The organism is Filimonas lacunae (assembly GCF_002355595.1).
Taxonomy (GTDB): Bacteria; Bacteroidota; Bacteroidia; order Chitinophagales; family Chitinophagaceae; genus Filimonas; species Filimonas lacunae.
This window is the reverse complement of the sequence record NZ_AP017422.1, coordinates 817,579-842,623: the sequence shown is the minus strand read 5'-3', so window position 1 is coordinate 842,623 and position 25,045 is coordinate 817,579. Positions and strand designations below refer to the sequence as shown.

Genomic DNA, 25,045 nt, shown 5'->3' with positions numbered 1-25,045 from the left:
AAATACTTTCCCTCATTCAAAATCCTTCTTAGCTTCGGTAGTATGAACACTATTGACCAGCCAGCTGCATGGTATCAGCAGCAATTACAGGAAGCAGAAACCCTACTCAACAAACACCTGCAAATAAGAAAACGCCTGGGCTGGATTCGCCTGGCATGCTTACTTGTTCCTGCATTGCTGGCCTACCTGTTCCTGCCACATCAAACCACCGCTGCCGTAATCAGCATACTGGCAGGCATTGTAAGTTTTCTGGCAGTCCTGTCGCGCGATTTAAACAACGACACTACTATCAGCTACCTGCAAAGGCGCATACATATCCTCAACACTGAAATAGGTTGTTTAAATAATCAGTTTAACCAGCTGGATGGCGGTAAACAGTGGGAGCCTGCCGTGCATCCCTATGCCAACGATATGGACATTTTTGGCTCCTGGTCGTTGTTTCAATATATCAACCGTTGCGAGTCTGAACAGGGCAAACAACTAATGGCGCAGCATCTGCTGCAACCACTACCCGCACAGCGCATTCCCGAATACCAGCAGGCCATACAAGAACTCAGCAAAACGCCGGAGTGGCGGCAGCAACTACAAAACTATGCACAAAGCGCCGCCATCACACAGCATACCGAGCAACGGGTAAAGCAATGGCTCGAAGCTCCGGAAACCCTGTTCAATAAAGCATTCTGGAAAATAGTATTATTAGCATACCCTATCATCCCACTATCATTAGTAGGCATCTGTATAGCAGGCATCATCAACATAAACGAACTGGTAACGTACCTCTTCCTTTTGATCATCCTCACCTCTTTATTAACACGCCGCATATCAATAGTGCATGCTTATGTCTCCCGCATCATGCCCGAAATAAGTGCCTTACAATTGCAGTTACAACATATCGAACAACAGCAATGGCAGGCCCCCGCTTTACAACAGACGCAGCAATTAATACAAAGCAGCAAACACAAAGCAGCGGCGGAATTACTCCTGCTCAAAAACCTGCTCAACCGGTTCGACTTTCGCTTAAACGTAATGGTCATCCCCTTTCTCAATGCCTTTTTAATGTGGGATATCAGGCAGGTAGTAGCACTGCAGCAATGGAAGCAACGCAACAAAGAAGTAGTAGCCAACTGGTATCAGGCCATTGCACAAATAGAAGTGTACAACACCATAGCCACCCTGCATTTTAACCATCCAAAATGGAGCATGCCGCAACTGGCAACAGAATACTTTACCCTTACAGCCGAACAACTGGGCCACCCTTTAATCGCCGCCGACAAAAGGGTCAACAACAGCGTTAGCATCAACGGCACAGGCCAAATTATGTTAATCACCGGCTCTAATATGGCTGGTAAAAGCACGTTCCTGCGCAGCCTGGGGGTAAACACTATACTGGCCATGATGGGCGCTCCTGTGTGCGCTAAAAGCTTTACGCTGTCGCCTATACACCTGGTTACCAGCATGCGCATAGCCGATAACCTGGCAGAAAACACTTCTACCTTCTATGCCGAATTAAAAAAGCTGAAACAGATAATAGAGCAGGTAAACAACCACGAGCAAATTTTCGTGCTGCTGGATGAAATATTACGCGGCACCAACTCGCTCGACAGGCACACAGGCAGCAAAGCCTTGATTCAACAAATGATACAGGAAAAAGCCATTGCCGTAGTAGCTACACACGATGTAGAACTGGCTGCCCTGCAACAGCAGCACCAGCAGGCAGTACACAACTACCATTTTGATGTACAGGTAGAAGGCGAAGAATTGTACTTCGACTATAAATTAAAAAGAGGCGTATGCCAAAGCATGAACGCCTCTATATTAATGAAGAAGATTGGTATTAATGTTAATGCTTAAACAACCTGGTAACATCCAGGCCAAGCGCGTACACCATCAGGCTCAGCAACAATACCATACCCACAATCTGGGCATATTCCATAAACTTGTCGCTGGGCTTGCGGCCGCTCACCATTTCCACTAAAGTAAACAGGGCATGACCGCCATCCAGCGCCGGAATAGGCAGGATGTTCATAAATGCCAGGATGATAGAGAACAGCGCCGTTAAAGTCCAGAAGCGTTCCCAATCCCAGATGCCGGGGAAGGCATTACCAATGCTGATAACACTACCCAGAGAATCTTTAGCAGCTACTTTACCGGTAAATATTTGCTTGATGCCGGTAATGTACTGACCCAGCTTTTCAAAACACAGGCTCACACCTTTAGGAATAGCCTGACCCAGCGTATATTGCTTTACCTCTGTGCCATAATACTGGAAAGGTTTTTTCTCGCCAAAACCAACACGTGTGCCATTCAGTATCGCTTTTACCTCTACAGTATCCACACCTCTTAAAACGGTAATGGCTACTTGCTTATCAGGTCTGGTTCTTTTTAAACTATCAAACTGGTAAAACCAGGCAGCTGGCTGGCCATCCAGCGCTATCACCTGGTCGCCTTTACGTAAGCTATCCTTCGTAAACTTAGCTTCACTCACCACTGTATCTACAATAACAGGAACATTATAATCAATAAAGCCTACCAAACGGGCTTTGTTCAGCTTCTTCGCAAAATCATCCGGAATAGAAATGTTTAACTCCTGACCTTTACGATCCACCGTTAACACCTTACCCTCTTTCAGCACCACATCCACAGCAACCTGCTCTAAAGTTTGTGCAGGTTTGCCATCCAGTGCCACAATTTTATCACCATCCTGCAGGCCAATAGAACGGCCTAAAGAATCGGCATGTATACCGTAGCTTACATTCTTAATAGGAATATATTCTTCGCCCCATACATAAGTGATCATTACAAACAGCGCTAATGCCAGCAACACGTTTACCACCACACCGGCAATCATAATAATTAAACGCTGCCAGGCTGGTTTGCTTCTGAATTCATAAGGTTGAGGAGGCAGTTTCATGGCATCTTTATCCATGCTTTCATCCATCATTCCCGAAATCTTCACATAACCACCAAAAGGCACCCAGCCAATACCATATTCGGTATCACCCACTTTCTTCTTCCACAAACTAAACCACGGGTTAAAGAAAAGATAGAATTTTTCAACACGACATTTAAACCAACGTGCAGTTAAAAAATGGCCAAGCTCGTGCAGGGTAACCAGTATGGAGAAAGACAAAATAAACTGGAGAATTTTTACGCCCACACTACCCCAATTTATCGCTAATAATGTTAATGACATACGTTCCTAATCCCTCTAGTCAGGATGATTGTTTTTAATTTACAATGGTTAAAGCATAGCAATGATACAAAAAAACCATCTACATCTGTATTAACGAAGCTGCAAAGTTGCGCGCTTCACCATCAGTTTCGTAGTAATCTTCCAGGGTTGGGTTGGCTATGAATTGTATTTTATCCATAGTACGTTCTACCACATCTGTCATGTCTAAAAACCCGATACGATTGCGCAGGAAGGCAAACACCGCTATCTCGTTCGCTGCGTTTAATATACAAGGCATGTTCCCTCCTTTATATAACGCATTGATAGCGAGCGAAAGATTGCGGAACGTTTTCATATCAGGATCCTCAAACGTAAGCGTGGCCGGCTTTTTAAAGTCGTAGCGCGGGAAGTCGTTAGGAATGCGGTGCGGAAAGGCTAACGCATATTGAATGGGCAGCTTCATATCGGGCAGCCCCATTTGCGCCTTCATACTACCATCTTCAAACTGAACCAGGCTATGAATAATGCTTTGCGGATGCACCAGCACCTGAATTTGATCCGGCTGCAGGTTAAACAACCATTTTGCCTCAATCATTTCCAGCCCTTTATTCATTAAAGTAGCAGAATCAACGCTTATTTTGGCGCCCATACTCCAGTTAGGATGCTGTAAAGCATGGTCACGCTTTACATTCACCAGGAAATTGGGCTTTTTGCCTAAAAACGGACCACCACTGGCCGTTAATATTACTTTTTCAATCTTGTTTCTACCCTCGCCCACCAGGCACTGGAAAATAGCAGAATGCTCACTATCCACCGGAATCAATGGCACCTTTTTCTCCAACGCTTTCTGCATCACAATATCGCCAGCTACCACCAGCGTTTCTTTGTTGGCAAGCGCAACCGGCTTACCATTTTCCAAAGCCTGTAAAGTAGGGCGTAAGCCTGCATATCCCACAATAGCAGCCAGCATTAAATCATAGCAGTTCATAGCCGCTACTTCATCCAGCGCTTTTTCACCTGCAAACACTTTAATAGAAGTGCTTGCAAGGGCTTCTTTCACCTTTACATATTTAGATTCATCAGCTATCACTACAATGTTGGGGTTAAATTGTAGTGCCTGTTTAATCAGCAACTCATCGTTAGTGTGCGCGGTTAACACTTCCGCTGTAAACTTATCGGCATTCGCCGCTATCACCTGTAAAGCCTGTGTGCCTATAGAACCGGTAGAACCGAATATAGCAATACGTTTAGTCATCTTGTAATGCCGTTGTTAAAAGAGTTGAAGATAATTTAAATGTTTACTGGTGCTGTTTTTTAAGGGTTATCTATGCCAGAAACGGCTGTAATGCTTCTGCAATTTTTCTATCATTGCTTAAACGGGGTAGCTTGTTTTGGCCGCCCAATTTACCAATAGATTTCATATAATCAATAAAGCCGTTTTTGCGTACTTGTGTAATCTTCAATTGCTGCAAAATGTTTCCCGCAATCAAATCATCATAATAAACGTTCTTTTGACGCAGATTAATATCTACCTGCTGAGCAAATTCACGCATATCAAAAGGCAGCGTTTCAAACTCCACAAACCACTCGTGGTAGCTTTGCCCCTTCTCCTGCTGCACCATCGGCGCCACAGTAAACTCCGTAATCTTCGCATGCTGTTCGTTAGCGGCCGACATCAATGCCTGCTCCACTTCTTCTGCAATTACGTGTTCGCCAAAGGCCGAAATAAAATGCTTGATACGGCCCGTAACCACTACCCGGTAAGGATCGGTGCTTACAAACTTAATGGTATCACCTATATTATAAGCCCATAACCCCGCATTATTACTGATAATAATAGCGTAGTTAACACCCACCTTTACATCGCCCAGCGTTAAACGCGTAGGGTTTTCGTTAAAGATTTCATTGGCCGGTACAAACTCAAAAAATATACCCGAATTCGTATTTAATAATAATCCCTCCACATGCTGCGAATCCTGGAAGGCAATAAACCCTTCACTGGCCGGAAAAGTTTCAATAGCATCCACTTTACCACCAATGCTATCAAACAAACGGCCACGGTAAGGCTCAAAGTTTACCCCACCATACACCATCACCTGGAAGTGAGGAAACAGGTCTTTTATTTTCTTGCCGCTCAGCTGATTCAAACGATCAAAATACATCTGCATCCATGGTGGAATACCGCTGATAAGCGTCATATCCTGCTTAATGGTTTCCTGCACAATCCTGTCCAGTTTGGTTTCCCAATCTTCAATGCAATTGGCTTCGTAGCTGGGCAACTGGTTGGTACGCAAATATTTGGGAATGTGGTGGTTAACAATGCCGCTTAAACGGCCGGTAGGAATTCCCCCGGTACGTTCCAATACAGGCGACCCGCTTAAGAAGATCATTTTGCCTGCGGTGAAAGCGCTGTTACCCGTTTCAGCAATGTAACACAGTAAAGCATTACGGGCCGAATCAATATGATTATCAATAGAATCTTTAGAAATAGGAATGTATTTCACACCACTGGTGGTGCCGCTGGTTTTGGCAAAATAAATAGGCTTGCCTTTCCAAAGCACATTATCCTTGCCCTCTTTCACCTTGTTAATATAAGGTTTCAGGTCTTCATAATCTCTGATAGGCACCTGCTGCTTATACTGATCAAAGGTGTGGATATCCGAAAAACCATGATCTTTTCCGAATTCGGTTCCAGCCGCACTCTTTATCAAATGCTTAAAAATGGCCTCTTGGTCTGCTACCGCGGTTTCCATGCCCTTTTTAATCTTATTATATACAAACGTGGCAAATGGACGCGCCAACATCGACTTCAGGTTCATACGCTGTTTTTAGAAGGTGACAAAAATAGCGATGTATGGTACGTATTGCACAAATGGCTTATTTTTAATTTTCAGGTAACATAGCCTTCCAGGGTTTTTATCTTTTTTTTCTCCCCGACGTTGTGTTTTTAAATTCAAAACCCCTACCTTTGCCGTCCTAATTTTGGACTATTTATGTTAGCAGTTGTAAAAATAGCAGGTCAGCAATTCAAGGTACAGGCAGGTCAAAGCTTGTACGTTCCTCACCTGCAAGGAAAAACAGGTGATAAAGTTGAATTCAACGAAATCTTATTTGTTGACAACAACGGGAAAATTTCTGCTGGTGCCGATGTTAAGGCAACTGTGAAAGCAGAAATAGTAAACGACCTGGTTAAAGGTGATACTGTGATTGCTTTTAAAATGAAAAGAAGAAAAGGTTTCCGTAAAAAGCACGGTCACAGAACTCACTACACCCAAATTAAAATTGAAAGCATCGCTTAGTCGTAGCTTTTAACCTTAAGTAATTAACAGTTAAAAATCATTCATCATGGCTCACAAGAAAGGTGAAGGTAGCGTAAAAAACGGTCGTGACTCACAAAGCAAACGCCTGGGAGTTAAGATATACGGTGGTCAACCTGCCATTTCAGGAAACATTATAGTTCGTCAACGTGGTACTTCTTACCATCCTGGCGTTAACGTAGGCGTAGGTAGAGATTTTACCTTGTTTGCATTAACCGATGGTGTTGTTGAATTCAGAAAAGGTAGAAACGATAAAACTACTATTTCTGTAATTGCTTCTGAAGCAACTGCATAAGTAAAGTTTTTTTTGTCAGTTACTATAAAGTTTTTATTTTTATGGAATATTTACTAACCATTAAAATTTAAAAACATGGCAACTGCAAAGAAAGCCGCTAAAAAAGCTGCTCCTAAGAAGGCTGTAGCTAAAAAAGCTGCTCCTAAAAAGGCTGTAGCAAAGAAAGCAGCTCCTAAAAAAGCTGTAGCAAAAAAAGTAGCTCCTAAAAAAGTAGTAGCAAAGAAAGCAGCTCCTAAAAAAGCTGTAGCTAAGAAAGTAGCTCCTAAAAAAGTTGCTAAGAAAGCTGCTCCTAAAAAAGCTGCTAAGAAAGCTTAGTTTTCTTACCGCTAAATAGATTAAAAGTCCTGGCATCTGCCGGGACTTTTTTATTTTCCCTATTTAATAAACAACACCTGGTTTTATGACGAATGCGCAAATAGCAGACAACTTCACCTTCCTGGCCAAAATAATGGAAATACACGGCGAAAACAGCTTTAAAACAAAGTCGTATTCTTCTGCCGCCTTTACCATAGATAAGCTGCCCGCCGAGCTAAGCACACTGCCGGAAGATAAAATATTTGCTATTAAAGGCATTGGTGAAGCCATCGGAAAAAAAATACAGGTACAGCTGCAAACAGGCCAGCTACCCCAACTCAACGAATACATTGCCCAAACCCCTCCCGGCATTATTGAAATGATGCAGATAAAAGGGATTGGCCCAAAAAAGATTGCCACCATCTGGAAAGATCTGGAAATTGAAACCCTGGGCGAGCTGCTATATGCCTGCAACGAAAACAGGTTACTTCTCTATAAAGGCTTTGGCGCTAAAACCCAGCAGAACATAAAAGAAAGCATTGAGTTTTACATAGGCAACCAGGGCAGCTATTTATACGCCCAGGTACAAGCTTTTGCAAAGCAATTCACCCAACAATTACAAGAAGCCTTCCCAGGCCAGCAAATAGCCATTACCGGCGATTATAGAAGGCAAATAGAAGTGATTAGCAAATTGGAATGGGTAACCACTATAGATGCCGCCACACTGGATGCCCATTTGCAGGGCTTGCAATTAAACCGCACCAGCAACGATGGCAACAACGGCTTTCCGGGTATCAGTTTTACTGAATACAAAGGCCCTGAAAACATTGCCTTACAATTTTACACAGCCACGCCTGAAAACTTCTACAACACCTTATTTACCACCAGCAGTAGCGAAGCATTTTTCCAAGCCTTCCAGCAACAACACGGCCCCGTAAACAACGCCGCCAGTGAAGAAGCTATTTTTGAAGCAGCCGGTTTGACCTTCATCCCCCCCTGCCTGCGCGAAAAAGCCACTATACTTACCGCCGCAGCCAGCAACACGCTTCCTGCACTCATAACCAAAGAAGATATTACCGCCATTATACACAGCCACAGCAACTGGAGCGATGGCAGCAATAGCATTGAAGAAATGGCCAACGCTGCTATGGGCTTAGGTTTGCAATACCTGGTATTAAGTGATCACTCCAAATCAGCCTTCTATGCCAACGGCCTGAACGAAGATCGCCTGATAGCCCAGCACAAAGAAATAGATGCTTTAAATAAAAAACTAGCCCCCTTTACCATTTTCAAAAGCATAGAGTCAGACATACTAAACGATGGCAACCTGGACTATAGTAACGAGGTATTAAGCACCTTTGACGTTATCATAGCCAGCGTACACTCTAACCTCAAAATGCCGGAAGATAAGGCCATGGCTCGCTTATTAAAAGCCATCGAAAACCCATATACCAACATATTAGGCCACATGACCGGCCGCCTGTTACTAAGCCGCAACGGCTACCCGCTCGATCATAAAAAAATTATCGAAGCCTGTGCCGCCAACAATGTAGTGATAGAACTCAACGCCCACCCACGCCGCCTGGATATTGACTGGCGCTGGATCGATTATGCGCTCGAAAAAAATGTACTAATCTCCATTAACCCAGATGCCCACGCCGTAGATGGCTACCATGACGTAGCGTATGGCGTATTAGCAGCACAAAAAGCCGGCGTTACAAAACAGCAGAACCTGAGTAGCTTTTCATTAGAAGCCTTTCAACAATTCCTGGCTACCCAACACGGCAAAAGAAAATAGTTTGCAGTAGCAAGTAGGCAGTTTGTAATTAACGTGAACAATAGTAGACCGTAAATAAAAAGTAGTTATAAGTAGGAAGTAAATGACTGATGCACTTCCTGCTTATAACTACCAACTGGTTTATCACCTTTACTTCCAGCTACAAACTTCCATTTCCAGCTATTACGCACTACTCCCAACTACCAATTCCCAACTATCTATCCCACTTCATCAATCGGAAACACTACATAAAACGCCGTCCCCTTCTCCTCCTTCGTTTCAAACCAGATATTGCCATTCGCTTTTTCTACAATACCCTTACAAATAGCAAGCCCCAGGCCAGTGCCGGACGATTTGGTTGTAAAGTTGGGCGTGAATATTTTATCCTGCATATCCTTAGGGATACCAGTTCCGTTGTCTATAATAGCTACTACCACACGGTCATCCTGGCGATACTGGCGAACAGTAATATCAACAGACTCATGTTCACTGGAAGCTTCTATCGCGTTTTTAATAAGGTTGGTGAACAAACGGTTTACCTGAACCTTATCCGCCAGAATATAATCTGTACCGGTAGAAGTTTTCTGCCAGTCAATATGCAAACTGCTGTCAGTATTATACAGCTTGGTTAAGGTGCTTATTACTTCACTAATGTCAAAATGCTCGGGTGTAACGTTTCCAATGTTGGCAAACTGACTAAAATCGCCAGCAATCTTGGCCAGCTGTTCAATTTGCTCCACCAGTGTATCAGCCACCTGCTCCGACAACTGTTTTACATTAGGATGGCCACTATTAATAGCCTTTTGCAGGTACTGGATGCTTAGCTTCATGGGCGTAAGTGGGTTTTTAATCTCATGCGCAACCTGCCTGGCCATTTCGCGCCATGCCCCTTCCCTTTCACTACGGGCCAATCCCTGCGCACTTTCCTCCAGCTTCTGCACCATTTTGTTGTACTCTATTACCAAAGCGCCAATTTCATCATTACGTGTCCACACAATCGCTTCGTTCATCTTACCTAAACTAATTTCCCGCATCTTTTCCCCTATCAGCGTAAAAGAGGAGGTGATACGGTTAGTGATCAACATAGCAATGGCTCCCGCCAATACAAAGATGAACACATTAAGATTGATAAGCGTTAACAGGAAGTTGGATATCTCCTGGTTAAGCTCGCTTTGCGAATTGAGGTAAGGAATGTTGATATACGCATACGTATGCCCATCTTTAAACTTCACCGGCACATAAATACTAAGGAAAGAAAAATTATCTACCGTTTCAGTTTGTATTTTCTGTGTTTGCTTTTCGTAGTTGAGCGCATAAAAAGCCCGCGGCTCCATTTTAGTACTGAGCACATGCTTGTTGTAAATATAGGGCTGTGTAGATACCGTAAGATTACCATTGGCATCATACACGTTTACATCCACATTATGTATCTCCGAAATTTCAATAATCTTCCGCTCCAGATCGCCACCGGTAGAGCCCAGGTAATTTAACGTAGGCACATCATCATCTACATACTTATCCCGTATGGTAACCATTTCAGCCGCCATCAGCTGTATGGCTTTTGTTAAACGCTCCTCATTATTTCTGTCAAACCGCACAATGAAAAACGAAATGGTTGCTATACCAATTACCACAAAAGAAAACAGGCTCACAAATATGATAATGATGTGTATTTGCGTGCGGATATTAAAGTGAAATATCTCTTTAATACTGTTCCATTTAAACCGTACCCCAATCATAAAGCTGGCAATGTGAAACAACACTACCACAGCCAGGAACACACAAAACAGGTAAGCAAACAAAGTAACCGTTTCTACAAAACGGTCGTTCTTCTTTACTACTACTACCACTTTATTATGCCCGGCATTGTACCACAGCTCACTGTAATCACCTTTTACCCGCTCTTCAAATTCCAGGCGCGGCATATCGGCCGGAGCCACTGCCGAAGAAAACCCATAATCATTAAAACTGTTAATCAGCTTGCTTTTGCTGTATACCGCGTAAGCATAGTTAGTATTCAAATCAGAAGCGATATCCGTTACCTGCTTAAACAACTCCGGATACAGAGATTCGCTCTTATACGGCTTAGGCTTAGCAATCACAAACACATACCCCTGAATAGTACTATCCTTGCCCAACACCGTTTTCTCGTAGAGATAACTGAATAAGTCCTGTGAGTTTTCGTAGTAATACAAATGCGGAATGCTGGTGAGCTTACCTTCCGATTCAATAATATGCTTAATTACATGAAAGTAAGTAGAGTCATCATTATACAAAGGCCGGTACGCACTATCGTAAGTATATACCCGTGTATCGTATTTATTCAGGTAGCCGGAGAAGTTCTCATTGATTAAACTGTCTTTGATATACTTATTGGAATACTCAGACCGGAATCTGTCAAAATTGCTATTGATAAAACTGTCGTCAATATTACTGATAGCAATGTTCATCAAACTCTCTCCCGAAGGATCTGTTTGATAAGTCAGCTTTTCCGCTATCTTCTTACGCTGCTCCAGCTCCACTTTGGTGTTCTGTACTATAATCAACACCGTTATAGAAGAAGCAAAGAACATTAACCAAAACAGAAAAAATGCCGACTGCACCAGCGAATGTACAATATCACGCTGCCTGTATTCCAGTATAAACATATACACCAGCAACCACGCCAGTATCATCACCCGCACAATAATAGCTGGTGTGCCTATTTGAAAGGTAAGCATAAACAAACCCGAAGCAGCCACTATCACCAGGCGGTTATAAAAGTTAAGAGAAGCTTTTACCGAGGGGATAATAAGTATATGCGACAGGTGAAAATAGGCGTACATGATAAAGCTCAGGATAATAAAGCTTATAAACGTGTACGCACTTAAACTGAAAAAATTGGTTACATCAAAAGATATTTTAGAGTCAATAACCAGACTGCTTACCACATCCGCAAAACCAAAAGTGATCAACGGCAGCACAATCAAACAAGCAATAGCTGCATACTTTTTCCATCTACCCGTTTTCTCTTCTATACTACGGGCCGGTGCCAGCTGCTGTAAAGGTGGGTAACGGTATTTAAAAAATACCGCGGCCCAAAACAACAACACAGAGTTCACCAATAAATCACCCAACGACGGGTGAATAGAACTGGATGCATAAATAGCCGGGTCAAACAGTTCCAGCTTCCGGAAATCGAACGGAAACGGGAAATAGTAAGTACATATACGCGTAATAACAATCACCGTTACCAGAAACAGGTAGCCGGTAAAGAATCCACGCTCCCGCACCGCTTCCGAAGCCAGACCGTTGATAAACGCCATCAGAAATAACATAGCCAATACCCGCAGGGCAATGGACCAGGTATCCGGCTGATCAAACGACACGGCATCTTTCTGCTTCAAATGAAATACCACTTCGTTGGCAGCGTCATGTATAGGAATACCCGTACCATCTTCACTGATAGCATACAGGTTTTCGATGTTGGGGTAATTGGCAAACTCTTTATGCAGATACTTATTCTCGATAAAGTAATCCCAGTGAATAGGTATAAGCGTAATTAGTATATGTGTGCGGCCATCTTTTTGAAACGAGTGCTTTATGAGCTGAAAAAAACCGTTCTGGTAAACCGCATTATAAGAACCATCTGGCTTGTCAAGATCACTACCATTGACCGACATTTTAAACGTGTTCCAGTATACCTCTTCCGGATAACCGTTATCGTCTATTACATAAGCAAAAATGCCCGATACTTCGTTTACAAGCGCCTGCTTTACCTTGTTTCCCCCCTTGCTGTAAATAGCTTTGAGGGTAGTAGTGTCTTTTGTAAGCTGGTTAAACTTTTCTTCCTGCTTTTGCAGGTAGGTTTCCAGGGTTTGCTGCACCTTTTCGGGTGAAGCGCTATAAGTCCAGTAATTGGTAAATATGAAAGAGATAGTATAAAGCCACGCCGCGGTAATGATTAAATAACCGTGTTTGTAAGTTGCTTGTTTAAGCGTTTGTATCAAGTTGCTTGTTTTTTTGTTTCACCTCGTCCCAAATGGCGTCCATTTCGGGCAAGCTCATTTCAGACAGGCTTTTTCCTTTTGCGGTGGCAATTTCTTCCATCTGCATAAACCTGCTGATGAATTTTTTATTGGTTTTCTCCAATGCACCTTCCGCATCTATGCGCAAAAACCGTGCATAGTTTATAAGGCTAAACAGCACATCACCAAACTCTTCCTCCACATGTGCCTGGTTGTTACTTTGCACTGCTTCCTGCAATTCCTGCATCTCTTCTTCCACCTTTTTCCATACGTCTTCCTTGTTATCCCATTCAAAGCCAACCTGGGCAGCTTTTTCCTGGATACGTGCGCCTTTCACCACAGCCGGCAGTGATACAGGTACCCCGCTAAAAACCGATTTCTTGCCCTCTTTTTGCAGCTTTATCTGTTCCCAGTTGCGTTTTACATCCTCTTCGTTATTTACCTGCACATCGCCATAAATGTGCGGATGGCGCACTATCAGCTTTTCACATACCCCCTCAATCACCTGCTGCAAAGTAAACTGCTGCTGCTCTCCACCTATTTTTGCATAAAACAGGATGTGCAGCAGCACGTCGCCCAACTCCTCTTTAATACCCTGCCAGTTTTCATCCGTAATGGCATCGGTCAGTTCATAAGTTTCTTCCAACGTCAACGGACGCAGGGTTTGTATGGTTTGCTTTTTATCCCAGGGACATTTCTCGCGCAAATCATCCATAATCTGCACCAACCTCAAAAACTGCTCACTCAACGACTGACTCATAGTATTATATTAAAGACGAATTAACGATAAGGCCGCAAAGGCCAAAAATAACAATATAATTAACCACAGGCCCAGTATCAGTAACCCGATATACTTGATTACCGTAACACTTCTTTTTTGCTCGTAAAATACACGCAACGATTTGTAACCATAGTACAGTGTATATAATGATAAAAAGATGTTGAGGTAACTGATCCAGTTCCAGGTAGCCTCTGCCAGGTGTGAAATAACTGTTTGAAAAAATACCAGCACAAAAATAGCCGAATACAAATGCAGCGTGTAGATAATATGATCTACATAATAGAACTGCTTTTTTCTCACATACAACAACTGTAGAATTAACGCAAAGAAGGGCAGCGACACAAAGAATATCTGTGGAATGCTATGTAAAAACTTCTCGGAAAACTGCTCTTTCATCGCATGCCCCGACCCGTATTTGGATTGACTTTCTATTTCTTTTTTTACGATGTACCGTGCCAGCCAGCCATCTCTGTCTTTTTCAGGAAGTAACCTTTGCGATTCGTTATAGGCCTCCCAGGAAGAGTAATCCACATTGCTATCAAAGAAAATAAACCCATCATCCTCCTGCAATATAATTTCTGATTTCAGGGCAGTGTCTTTGGCCAACAGTGCAGAATCGGCATGAATGCGTTCAAGTTTGTGTTCCAGTTCTGTTCTGTAATGTGCCGTTATAGGCTTTTTCATCCTTTTTTCCACCTTGCGTTGTTGTTCCTCCAGTGTATGCGCTACCTGTTTCGCCGTCATGGTTTTACCGGTTACGTAGCCTTCTGCTTTTTTATCATGACCTACCAGGAAGTTAAAGTAGATAAGGAAGAAGAAGGCAGACACAAAAATGTACATCCGGATGGGGTCGAGATAAGCTACCCGGCGGCCCCGCATATACTCGTGGGACAAAAAACCAGGCCTGATAAGCAGGTATTTTACTGTGCTGAAGAACTTGCCATCAAAATGAAAAATGTCTGATACAAAATGGGTTAACAGGTGCCCGAAACTATCTTTCGGGTGCTTGTTCTCTTGTCCGCATACATGGCAAAAGCGGCCATGAATTTGTGCATTACAGTTTAAGCAGTTTTTTTCGGTTCTTTCCTTATGGTGTGCCACATGAAAAATTTGATTAAATATAATGAACTGCCTGCATGCTCCCAATAATCATCATATATGTTTTGTCGTTTGCATAAGTAATACCACTTTTGACCCAAAATAGAGAGAATGAAGCGTTTTTTGTTAGCTACCCTTTTACTTTCCGGGGCTGGCGCCACGGTAAAAGCCCAATATTATTACAATGATATCCTTACCGTTCAGCAAACCAACAAGCAATACCAATCGTATACCACCAATCATATTAAAAGCATCAGCGCAGCCAGCTTCGAAAGCGATGGCAAGGCAGCAGAAAGCTTTGAAGTAACACAAAAAATCAACGCTGATTATTCCCAGATGGTTACCAGCGCTTCCTACCCTGCCACAGGCCCCTCGTTTACCACGCACACCTATCAGTTTAACCAGCTGGTTAGCACCGAAGACAGCACCGCACGGGTAATTACTAAAATTGCTTACACTTACAATGCGCAAAAGCAATTAAGCCAGATTAAAACCACCACCCGCGATGGTTTTATGAACAACAAACTGGAAGAACTGCATGTATGGAGTTACAATGCTTCCGGCGCACCCGCAGGCATGCTGAGAATACAAGACGGTAAAGACACCACTGTGGTAAGCTTCCAGTACGATGAACAAGGTAATGCCATTGAAGAACGCTGGACAAGAAAAGGGGCAGTTATTGAAACCTGGTATTACTACTACAATGATAAAAAGCAGTTAACAGATATTGTTCGCTATAACAGCCGCGTGAAACGTTTGTTACCTGATTATTTATTTGAGTATGATGCAGATGGTAGAATCAACCAGATGACGCAGATTACAGGCAGCAGCAACTATATGGTATGGAAATATATTATTAACCCGCAAGGTTTGAAAGTGCGTGATGTATGCCTGAACAAACAGAAACAAATGGTGGGACGTATTGAATACACTTATACCAACTGGTAATTCTATCCTGGCCTGGTGTTTAATTCATCAGGCCGGCTATCCATTTAACTTGTTCAGATAGCAACCAGCGTTGAGTCACCTAATCTATTTTACCACCGCCAGCCAGCCTATTTACCTTTTCGCTCCACCTCCAGCATATTTATCTGCATTTATAGCACTGACAACACTATATAAAACAATAAACCCCGCCTAAGCGGGGTTTATTTACTATAAGATTGAAATAATTACTTGATTTCAACTTCAGCACCAGCATCTTTCAGTTTAGCTAATAATTCATCAGCTTCTGCTTTAGATACACCTTCTTTGATAGGCTTAGGAGCACCATCAACTAAGTCTTTTGCTTCTTTCAGACCTAAACCAGTTAATTCTTTAACGATTTTAACTACGTTCAGTTTGCTAGCACCACCGCTAACCAGGATTACGTCGAAAGCTGTTTTCTCAGCAGCTGCAGGAGCAGCATCGCCAGAAGCAACTACAACTGCAGCAGCAGCTGGTTCGATACCGTATTCAGATTTCAGGAAATCAGCTAATTCTTGAACGTCTTTTACTGTTAACGCTACTAATTGTTCAGCTAAAGCTTTAATGTCTGCCATTTTACTTAAGTTTTAAAACCGCCTTCATTGCAATTGCGCTCCGGCGGAAGGTTATTAAATAGTTGCCCTCATTGCGCCCTCAGGCAAGGGATATTTTTGAATAGAAACTACTCTGCAGCTGCAGTTGTGCCTTCTGCCTGCTTCTCGTGATGGTGCAATAAAGCAGCCAGAACGCGTTTTGCAGGAGATTGCAGTAAACCAATAACGTCTCCGATGAGTTCGTTTTTGGTTTTGATTTGAGTCAGCGCTTTCAGGTTTGCATCACCACTGTAGATGTCGCCATTGATGAAAGCTGCTTTTAACTCAGGTTTTGCGCCATTGCTCGCCTTACGGAAAGAGCTCAGGATCAAAGCTGGTTCTTTAGGATTCTCAGAGAACAGTAACGCAGTTACGTTGTTCAGAGACTCATACATACCAGAATATTTCTCAGCATCGATAGACTCTAACGCTTTACGGATTAAAGTGTTTTTAGCCACTTTCATCTCTACTTGCTTGTCGAAGCAAGTACGGCGTAATTGTGTGATCTGCGCTACAGTTAATGATTCTGTGTTAGTAACGTAGAAGTTGTTATATTGAGAGAACTTCTCTTTCAGAAGCTCGATCACTTCATTCTTTTGATCTTTATTCATAACGATCGTGTTTTGCACCCATTACTCTTTGCAGAGCGTTGGATTAGTTCTGAACTGATTTAGTGTCAATGGTGATGCCTGGGCTCATAGAAGAAGCCATGCTTACACCTTTTACGTAGGTACCTTTTGCTGCTGAAGGCTTTAATCTTACGATAGCGTTAATCAGCTCCTGGCTGTTTTCTGCCAGTTTCTCAGGTGCAAAAGAGATACGACCGATAGAAGCGTGGATGATACCTGCTTTATCAACTTTGAAAGCAATTTTACCACCTTTTACTTCATTTACAGCTGCTGCCACATCGTTGGTAACAGTACCAGTTTTAGGGTTCGGCATCAGGTTACGAGGACCTAACACTTTACCTAATTTACCGATTTTAGGCATTACAGATGGAGTAGCTACGATAACGTCAACATCAGTCCAGCCACCTTCAATTTTTTGGATAAACTCGTCCAGGCCAACGAAGTCAGCACCAGCCGCTTTAGCATCCGCTTCTTTATCAGGAGTACACAGAACCAGTACGCGCTTTGTTTTACCAGTACCATGAGGTAAGGTAACAGTACCACGTACCTGCTGATCAGCTTTTTTAGGATCAACGCCCAGACGAACGTGAATATCTACTGAACTGTCAAACTTAGTGCAGTTCAGATCTTTCACTAACGCTGTAGCTTCTTTCAGGGAATACGATTTATTTTTATCAACTTTCGCTTCCGCTACTTTTCTTTTTTTAGTAATACTTGCCATTACAAATTCGTTTAGGAGAGTTTACAATTAGTTTTCCCACGGAGCATTACCATCAACAGTGATACCCATGCTACGTGCTGTACCTGCAACCATTTTCATTGCGCTTTCCAGCGTGAAGCAGTTCAAGTCGGACATTTTGTCTTTAGCAATAGCTTCAACATTAGCCCAGGTAACTTTACCTACTTTGTTACGGTTGCTCTCCTTAGAACCTTTCTGAATTTTGGCAGCTTCCAATAATTGGATAGAAGCGGGAGGTGTCTTGATTACGAAGTCGAAAGACTTGTCAGTGTAAACAGTTAACAAAACAGGAAGGATCTTTCCCATTTTATCCTGAGTTCTCGCGTTGAACTGCTTACAGAATTCCATGATGTTAACACCTTTGGAACCCAGTGCAGGACCGATTGGTGGAGCAGGGTTGGCTTGACCGCCTTTAGCCTGCAACTTCACGTACGTTGCAATTTCTTTTGCCATTTTACTTCAATTTTTGGTAATAACGTCCCGACTTATGCCGAAACTCCCACAAATACAATCTTCTTTCTAAAGAACTTTTTGGGGCAGCAAAGGTAGGAAATGCCTGGAATAAATTATTCCAAAACAGAATAATTTATTCCAAAAGCTGCTATACAATCCTAATCTTCTGCAAAAAGAAAAATAGACTACTAAAAATCAATACGTTATAAATATACAATGTATTGAAAGAGCTGAATAAAATAGGCAGATCCCGGACTTTAGTTACCAAAATCTCCAAAGTTCGAACACTTCTCCTATCCTATTTTTTCACCGCTATACGCTCAGCCAGTAATTCCGGCTCGTTGGTGGTAATAAAATCGAACTTATTCTCTAATAACCAATCCATTATGTTGGCATCGTTCACAGTCCAGGCATTTAATACAATCCCCAGCTCCTTCGCTTCTTTAATCCATTCCGGGTGCTTCTGAAACACACTATAATGATAATCAGCGCCTGTAATGCCATCAGCTTTCAGTTCAGCAGGCGTTTTATTGCCTTCCAGGTACTGTACAGGGGCGTTTGGATTCAGTGCATGAACTTTCTTTACTACATCATAATCGAAGCTGATATATACTATCCAGGGGCTTACCTGCAGGTCTTTTACCAGTTGCATTACTTTATCGGTCAGTTGCAGTGAACGTTCTTTGCTGATAACAGAAGGTTTAATTTCCAATACCAGGCGGGTTGTTTTTTGTTGCTTGCCAGCCAGCAGGTATTCACGCAGGGTCGGCAGTTTTTCGCCGTTACTTAATACGGTGGCCGTTAACTCGGCGTAGGTGCTTTTTTCGATGGTTTTACCGGCGAATTCAGGATCATGGTTAATCACCAGCGAATCGTCAGCCGTCATATGCACATCAAATTCACTACCAGTGCATTGCAGTTCAATAGCATGCTGTAAAGAAGCAATAGAATTTTGTGGAAGACTATTTTTTTTCCATGCCCCCCTATGGGCTACTATTATATTGGATTCAAAATTCATGGGCATTCTTTTCTTATTAGATCTTTTTTGTCCCTGTGCCTGTACACCGGAAACAATACTTAACGCAAGTATACCGGTAATCATCAGTTTATTCTTCATGCCTTTCAAATTTTGTAGAAAATGCTGCAATATTATTTATTGGCGGTTTACTGTTGCCAAAACAAGCAATAATAAATCGTGAAATTCTAAAGCGGCAGACATTAAAAAGCCCGTAACGAAAACGCTACGGGCAAATTGTATATAACCATTCAACGGGGGAAACTATTTTATCACTTCTTTCAGTTTGTTATCTAAATCCTGACCACGCAGGTATTTAGCTACAATTTTTCCTTCAGGGTTGATTAAAAAGTTCATAGGAATAGCGTCCACATCATACATCTTAGCAGCTGCATTATCCCATCCTTTTAAATCAGATACCTGTGTCCATGGCAAACCATCTTTTTCAATAGCAGCCAACCATTTGTCTTTATCTCCTGGTTTGTCTAAAGACACAGCCAGTACGGTAAACCCTTTATCTTTAAAAGCATTGTAGGTTTTTAACAGGTTCGGATTCTCACGACGGCAAGGTCCACACCAGCTGGCCCAAAAATCCAGCAACACCCATTTACCCCTGAAATCAGACAACTTCACTTCTTTACCATTTACATCGTTCTGAGCAAAGTCTTGCGCAACAGCACCAGCCTGTGTAGTTTTCAGCTTGGTAATACGGCCATTCAGTTCTTTACCTAAATCTGTATTTCTTAATACTTCCGGAAACTGTTTAAAGGTTTTCTCAGCTTCAGCTGCATTAAAATCGGGTGGCAATGTAGAGTTAAACGCCATCAGGGCCATATACCTGTCCATATGCGTTTTTACATATTGCGTTTTGGTAGCCAGTATTTCGTTTTTAATAGAATCGGCACGTGCTTCCAGGCTTGCGATATAGTTTTTATCACTTTGTTTCTCTTGCGGCTGTGCTTTGTATTCCTCGTTCAACAGTTCATACCTGCCATAAATAGGACGTAGCATGGCATCGACACTTTTGTTATCATCGTTGGTTTGTGAGCCTTTGATAACTGCATTTTTTACAGAATCCTTAGCTGTAATAGTTAATGTTTTGTTCTCGATAAGGAAAGCAAACACATCTTCCCGCGGTCTCATTGCAGGGTCGGCCACCATTGGTTCATGTATCAGTCTGATATTCGCTTCTTTAATACCATTTACTTTCCCCTTGAACTCGAATTTGCCTGCCCGCAGGTTAGTAGAATCTATTACGGTTTTACCATCTACCTTGTAATAGAGATAAGCAACCGCAGGAGCACCTAATTTACCTACCGTACCTTTAATCACATATCCATCCTGCGCCATTACTGCCAGGGGCATGCAAAAGGCTGCGGTATACAAAAGCTTTTTCATTTATTATCTGTTTTATTTGTATTCTTATTTTCCTTTAGTCACTGTGGGAGAAGGGGCCAGAATAGCAGCATAGCGTCCTGTACCCGACAGCAATTCCATTGCCTGCTGCAGGCTTTTGTTGCTGGTGTTGGCAATACGCAGGTAATATTGATTACTGCCGTATAATTGTGCCGCCAGTTGTGCCTTTATTTCCAGTGCCAGCATATTATGTAACGCTATTTCGTTCGTAGCCGGTGCGGCCAACTGCATTTGCCTGGCATTGGCTAACACACGGGTTACCAGTTGTTCAGGTACAGTAAAGCCTGTTGCATATTTTTCAAAAGCAGGCCATTGTTGTAATACCGTTGCACGGCTGCTATCGAGGTATTGAAACACCACCTGGTTAATGAATCCGTTGTTTAATGCTTCCTGCATCCATTCGTTATATTCCAGCGTATCTACAGGCACGTATACATCAGGCATAATACCACCGCCACCATATACGATGCGCTTGTTCACCTTTGTAGTATACTTCAATGAATCAGGGAAGTGAATAAATGCTGCATTCTGCAGTTCGCCACTGGTAAAACGAGTGGCAATGTTCTCTTCGTACTTAGCCCCATGATAAGGCTTCTGAATGCTACGGCCGGAAGGAGTATAATAGCGTGCTCCTGTTAATTCCAGAATAGAACCATCGGCTAAGGTAACAGGCTTTTGCATCAGCCCTTTGCCAAAGCTACGACGGCCCACCAGCACTGCCCTATCCCAATCCTGTAAAGCCCCGGACAATATTTCGCTGGCCGAAGCAGTGTTTTGATCAATCATTACCACCAGTCTGCCCTCGTTAAACTGCCCAAAGCCTCCGGCATAGTAATAATCTTTACCCCTATCCTGCGGCATACTGTAAAACACCAGCTGATCTTTTTTCAAAAACTCATCGGCCACACCTATTGCTGCTTCTACATATCCTCCACCGTTACCCTGTAAGTCCAGCACCAGGTTTTTCATGCCGGCCAGTTTTAACTTGGTAAGGGCTTCGTCCACTTCTTTACGGGTGGTGAGGTTAAAAATGCGTAAAGCGATATAGCCGGTTTGCTTATCCAGCATGTAAGCTGCTTTCACAGAATGATCCGGTATAGCCCCCCGCGTAATCTCTATAGTAAACGGAGCTGCTACCGATCTGCGCCATATTTGTAGCGAGACGGTACTGCCTTTTTCGCCACGCAGCTTTTTCATCATCTCAAAATTGCTGAATCCTTTTCCTGTAACGCTTGCTCTATCTACCGATAGTATGCGATCACCAGCCAACAGGCCTTTACCTGCAGCAGGACCTTCTTCTATAACCTGAGTCACATACACACTGTCGTTTTGCATTACATACTGTATACCAATACCGGTGAAGCTGCCACTCATCATCTGATTCATCTGTTCGCCTTCTTCCCTGCTGAAATAGCGGCTATGCGGGTCAAGTACCTCTATCATACCCTTAATAGCAGCATCGGTAAGCCTTTCATCACTCATCGAATCCACATAATTCTCCTGTATTGCTTTGAGTGCTGCCGCCATTTTTTCGCGGGGATTCATTTGCGCACCTGCTATACCAGCTACACCCGCAAGGGCCGCTGTAAATATCAAAGACTTAGCGAATACCTTCATCTACTTTTCTGCTTTAAGTGTTTCTATTACATAAGACAATTCATCCACCAGTTTACTGGGGCTTCCGGAGTACCCTTCGGTAGAATATCTTATTAATCCATCTTTTAATACCAGTTTGCGGGGAATAGCGGATGATTTGAAAAAGGGTACAAAGGTTTTAAACACAGCATCCTGCTCGCCTGTTTCTTTATTCACAGCATCATGCAGCAGGTTAAAACGGAAACCTTGTTGCTTTACATAGTCTTCCGACTTTTTCTTGTAGTCACCATACTGCATAGTACCAATCATATACACACCCACGCTGCTGTCTTTGCTATATTTATCAATAAGCATTTGCATACCGGGAAATGCAGCTATACAAGGCTTACACCAGGTAGCCCAAAAATCGATCACTACAATTTTATCATACCAGTCGCTGGAGCGTACCATTCCCCCACCTGCTTGTTCCAAAGCAAAAGGACGGTACTCTTCGTTCATAAAATGTTCTTTGGCATACTCCTGTAGTTGTTTTTGCTCATCTACAGAACGCAACGAAGCAACATACGCTTCATAACCATCCAGGTTTTTATGCTTTTCCTGGTATAAAGCCTTCAACTTGTCAAACATAGCCGGCGTTACCGCGTTGGCTTTTACACATTTTTCCAGTAATGGCTGTATATCCTGTACCTGGCCTACCTTTTCCAGTTGTTGCATATGCAACTCATTAATTTCGGCATGACTATACGCGCCTTTGGCAGAGAAGTGCTGATAATAGGTTAATGCTTCTTTATATTTCGCCAGGCTGTTGAGCAACTGAATATATATGCCCAGTTCGTTATCCAGTTGTTCATCAGCGTTTTCCTGTGCTTTCTCTGCGGTAAAAACACCATGCTCAATATAAGATCCATCTTTTACTTTAGCTACCAGGTCGTTGATATGCGGCTTTGCTATATTGTACAGGCTATCGTACCCAACCAGCTTAAACACATAGGCACGCATGATATTCCAGCGAAACAGCTCATTCTCTGTTTTGAAGTTACCGGTTAACGCCAGTGCATTGAACTTGTCAAACTTTTTGGCATCAAAGTAAGCTGCGCCTAATGTGCGGTAAGTAGAATAATAAATAAACTCCTGCCCTTGCGGATTGTTATTCCACTCTGCAATAGGAAACGCTTTCAAAAACGCTTCTCCCCGCTCAATCAAGTCAGCATTGCTCTTACCTTTTTGTGTATACTGAAAAGCCATCATCCTGGCATAAGGCCCCTTAGGATTTTTTTTTACCAACCAGCCTTCCAGCTCATCGGCCCTTTTTTCATCCTTTACCTTAAAGCGGAAATAGTGTACCAGCGATTCCATATCCTTTTGACTAATGTCTTTACGCTGTGTTATTTCCTGCACGCTAGCATCTTTAAATGCATCCTGGTTAAACTGGGCAAAGCCAGTTACTGCCTGGCCGAACATGTAGCCGGCCAGGAGTAGTGATTTTCTAAACTTCATATATTATCGTCTGTTTGCTATTATCTCGGATTCTGCTTTACTTCGGGGTTTAACAGCATAGCATTAGGTGGTATGGGAAACAGGTATCGGTTGCTGTTAGGGGCAAGTGTATAAGTTACTCCTCTCACTGTTCTTGTAACAGTAGCAGCAAACGCAGCATCTTTATTTAACCTTCTCTGATCAAACCAGCGAAAACCGCGGCCAAATAATTCACGCTGTCTTTCCTGTACTACTTTCAATAAAGCATCGGATGCATCTGTTGCAGAAAGCGCTACATAATCGGCAGGTGCAAACCTATTCTGGCGCAAAGTATTTACTAACGACATTGCTGTACCTGCATCACTTTGTCTTGCAGCTGCTTCCGCTTTAATCAACATCATTTCAGGCACGCCAGGACCAATCAGATTTACCCTTTCTCCTAAAATAGATCTCCAATAAGTTCTACCTGTAAACGCAGCAGAGAATGATCCACTAAAAACGGCGCTGGTGTTGGTAAAGAACTTGTATCGCAGGTCAGATGTACCCAGCAATTGCACTAAGTTATTATTGAGCGATAAGGCAGTGTAACTGTTGTTAGCTAGTTTGGATAGCATTATCTCCGGATCAGCCAATCGTAAAGGCAAAGCCGCATTACTGGCAAGTGTGCTATAATTCACCAGTGTGCTTTGCAATTTCAGCGCACTATCTGCATACAAGCCTGCGTTTACAAAATCACGCTTATTCAAATAAACACGTGCCAGCAAGGCGTACACCGATACTTTGGCTGGCCTTACATTAAAATCGGGCAAAGCGGGTAAAAGCGGCAAGGCGGCTGTTAAATCGTTGGTGATTTGACTATATACCTCCTTTACAGATCTCCGCGTAAGATCGGCATATAAGTTAGAGGTTAACAATACAGGCACTCCCATATCGGATGCAGCCGTAGCTTCATCGTATTGCTTACCAAAAAGATTTACCAGCTGAAAATACGTATCGGCCCTATGCACCAACGCTTCTCCATAAATCTGCTTTTTAAGACTATCTGCTCCACCTTCACTATCTATCACCCCTTCCAGTATTTCATTACAGGTATAAATGAGCTTATAATCACGGTTCCACTCTGCATCGCTTTGCGTTACAGTGTAATAAACCGAATCCCATATATAAGCCCCTAACTGATAGTTGTTATAGGCCAAAGAAAGCGAATTCACTCTTATTGAATCAGTAATACTGATGTCGTCACCCGAAAGAATATGTAATCCATAACCTGTTTCCAATATGGAATTGTCATTCATTACATACCGGTAATCATTGGTACTTTTTAATGTTTTTACTCCTTTTTGTTCTACCTCCACATACTTACGGCAGGATACAAGGCTAAAAAGCAATATATATAAGAAATATTTTTTCATATCAATAAG

General features: G+C 42.7%; 21 protein-coding genes. 6 read left to right on the top strand and 15 right to left on the bottom strand.

Annotated elements, in window-relative coordinates; genetic code table 11:
* Positions 1-42: 42 nt before the first annotated feature.
* Positions 43-1,851, top strand: a complete 1,809-nt coding sequence (locus FLA_RS03495; protein WP_076381942.1) for a MutS family DNA mismatch repair protein — start codon at positions 43-45, stop codon at positions 1,849-1,851.
* On the opposite strand, the gene rseP is transcribed toward FLA_RS03495, so the two are convergent.
* The 3 genes from rseP to FLA_RS03480 form a co-directional block, all read right to left on the bottom strand.
* On the bottom strand, positions 1,841-3,193 hold the full coding sequence (gene rseP, locus FLA_RS03490) for an RIP metalloprotease RseP (protein ID WP_076381943.1): 1,353 nt from the start codon (positions 3,191-3,193) through the stop codon (positions 1,841-1,843). The genes FLA_RS03495 and rseP overlap by 11 nt on opposite strands.
* A 79-nt stretch (positions 3,194-3,272) precedes the next feature.
* On the bottom strand, positions 3,273-4,427 hold the full coding sequence (locus tag FLA_RS03485; RefSeq protein WP_076381944.1) for a 1-deoxy-D-xylulose-5-phosphate reductoisomerase: 1,155 nt from the start codon (positions 4,425-4,427) through the stop codon (positions 3,273-3,275).
* A gap of 70 nt (positions 4,428-4,497) precedes the next feature.
* A complete protein-coding gene (locus FLA_RS03480; protein ID WP_076381945.1) occupies positions 4,498-5,991 on the bottom strand; it encodes a GH3 auxin-responsive promoter family protein in 1,494 nt (497 codons plus the stop codon).
* A gap of 174 nt (positions 5,992-6,165) precedes the next feature.
* Here FLA_RS03480 and rplU point away from each other — a divergent pair, with 174 nt between their 5' ends.
* The 4 genes from rplU to FLA_RS03460 all read left to right on the top strand — a co-directional run bounded on the left by rplU (position 6,166) and on the right by FLA_RS03460 (position 8,876).
* Positions 6,166-6,471 (top strand): 50S ribosomal protein L21, encoded by a 306-nt coding sequence (gene rplU / locus FLA_RS03475; protein ID WP_076381946.1) that lies wholly within the window; start codon positions 6,166-6,168, stop codon positions 6,469-6,471.
* Between the two features lie 46 nt (positions 6,472-6,517).
* Positions 6,518-6,784 carry a 50S ribosomal protein L27 gene (gene rpmA, locus FLA_RS03470; protein ID WP_076381947.1) on the top strand — a complete coding sequence of 89 codons (267 nt, stop codon included), beginning with the start codon at positions 6,518-6,520 and terminating at the stop codon, positions 6,782-6,784.
* Between the two features lie 75 nt (positions 6,785-6,859).
* Positions 6,860-7,099 (top strand): hypothetical protein, encoded by a 240-nt coding sequence (locus tag FLA_RS03465; RefSeq protein WP_197705853.1) that lies wholly within the window; start codon positions 6,860-6,862, stop codon positions 7,097-7,099.
* Between the two features lie 85 nt (positions 7,100-7,184).
* Positions 7,185-8,876 carry a DNA polymerase/3'-5' exonuclease PolX gene (locus FLA_RS03460; protein ID WP_076381948.1) on the top strand — a complete coding sequence of 564 codons (1,692 nt, stop codon included), beginning with the start codon at positions 7,185-7,187 and terminating at the stop codon, positions 8,874-8,876.
* 197 nt (positions 8,877-9,073) lie between these two features.
* Here the strand turns inward: FLA_RS03460 and FLA_RS03455 are convergent, their stop codons facing one another.
* Genes FLA_RS03455 through FLA_RS03445 form a run of 3 tightly spaced genes read right to left on the bottom strand, consistent with a single transcriptional unit; the run spans position 9,074 to position 14,744 of the window.
* A complete protein-coding gene (locus tag FLA_RS03455; protein ID WP_076381949.1) occupies positions 9,074-12,844 on the bottom strand; it encodes a sensor histidine kinase in 3,771 nt (1,256 codons plus the stop codon).
* On the bottom strand, positions 12,828-13,622 hold the full coding sequence (mazG, locus tag FLA_RS03450; RefSeq protein ID WP_076381950.1) for a nucleoside triphosphate pyrophosphohydrolase: 795 nt from the start codon (positions 13,620-13,622) through the stop codon (positions 12,828-12,830). The genes FLA_RS03455 and mazG overlap by 17 nt, the downstream gene beginning before the upstream one ends.
* Positions 13,623-13,631: 9 nt before the next feature.
* A complete protein-coding gene (locus tag FLA_RS03445) occupies positions 13,632-14,744 on the bottom strand; it encodes a DUF3667 domain-containing protein (RefSeq protein WP_159445178.1) in 1,113 nt (370 codons plus the stop codon).
* A 108-nt stretch (positions 14,745-14,852) separates the two neighbouring features.
* Here FLA_RS03445 and FLA_RS03440 point away from each other — a divergent pair, with 108 nt between their 5' ends.
* On the top strand, positions 14,853-15,689 hold the full coding sequence (locus FLA_RS03440) for a hypothetical protein (protein ID WP_076381952.1): 837 nt from the start codon (positions 14,853-14,855) through the stop codon (positions 15,687-15,689).
* A 224-nt stretch (positions 15,690-15,913) separates the two neighbouring features.
* Here the strand turns inward: FLA_RS03440 and rplL are convergent, their stop codons facing one another.
* From rplL to FLA_RS03395, 9 genes are all read right to left on the bottom strand, one after another.
* On the bottom strand, positions 15,914-16,282 hold the full coding sequence (gene rplL, locus FLA_RS03435) for a 50S ribosomal protein L7/L12 (protein WP_076381953.1): 369 nt from the start codon (positions 16,280-16,282) through the stop codon (positions 15,914-15,916).
* Between the two features lie 107 nt (positions 16,283-16,389).
* Complete coding sequence (gene rplJ, locus FLA_RS03430) at positions 16,390-16,911, bottom strand: 50S ribosomal protein L10 (protein ID WP_076381954.1); 522 nt, start codon at positions 16,909-16,911, stop codon at positions 16,390-16,392.
* A 43-nt stretch (positions 16,912-16,954) separates the two neighbouring features.
* The gene (rplA, locus tag FLA_RS03425; protein WP_076381955.1) at positions 16,955-17,650 is read right to left on the bottom strand and encodes a 50S ribosomal protein L1; all 696 of its coding nucleotides are present in this window, start codon (positions 17,648-17,650) and stop codon (positions 16,955-16,957) included.
* Positions 17,651-17,677: 27 nt separating this feature from the next.
* Entirely contained in the window at positions 17,678-18,121 is a 444-nt protein-coding gene (gene rplK / locus FLA_RS03420) for a 50S ribosomal protein L11 (protein ID WP_076381956.1), read from the bottom strand.
* Between the two features lie 298 nt (positions 18,122-18,419).
* Entirely contained in the window at positions 18,420-19,238 is an 819-nt protein-coding gene (locus tag FLA_RS03415) for a glycerophosphodiester phosphodiesterase (RefSeq protein ID WP_084206489.1), read from the bottom strand.
* Positions 19,239-19,400: 162 nt separating this feature from the next.
* On the bottom strand, positions 19,401-20,534 hold the full coding sequence (locus FLA_RS03410) for a TlpA disulfide reductase family protein (RefSeq protein WP_076381957.1): 1,134 nt from the start codon (positions 20,532-20,534) through the stop codon (positions 19,401-19,403).
* A gap of 24 nt (positions 20,535-20,558) precedes the next feature.
* Entirely contained in the window at positions 20,559-22,169 is a 1,611-nt protein-coding gene (locus tag FLA_RS03405) for a S41 family peptidase (RefSeq protein ID WP_076381958.1), read from the bottom strand.
* Entirely contained in the window at positions 22,170-23,645 is a 1,476-nt protein-coding gene (locus tag FLA_RS03400; protein ID WP_076381959.1) for a TlpA disulfide reductase family protein, read from the bottom strand.
* 20 nt (positions 23,646-23,665) lie between these two features.
* Positions 23,666-25,036, bottom strand: a complete 1,371-nt coding sequence (locus FLA_RS03395) for a RagB/SusD family nutrient uptake outer membrane protein (RefSeq protein ID WP_076382082.1) — start codon at positions 25,034-25,036, stop codon at positions 23,666-23,668.
* Between the last annotated feature and the right edge of the window lie 9 nt (positions 25,037-25,045).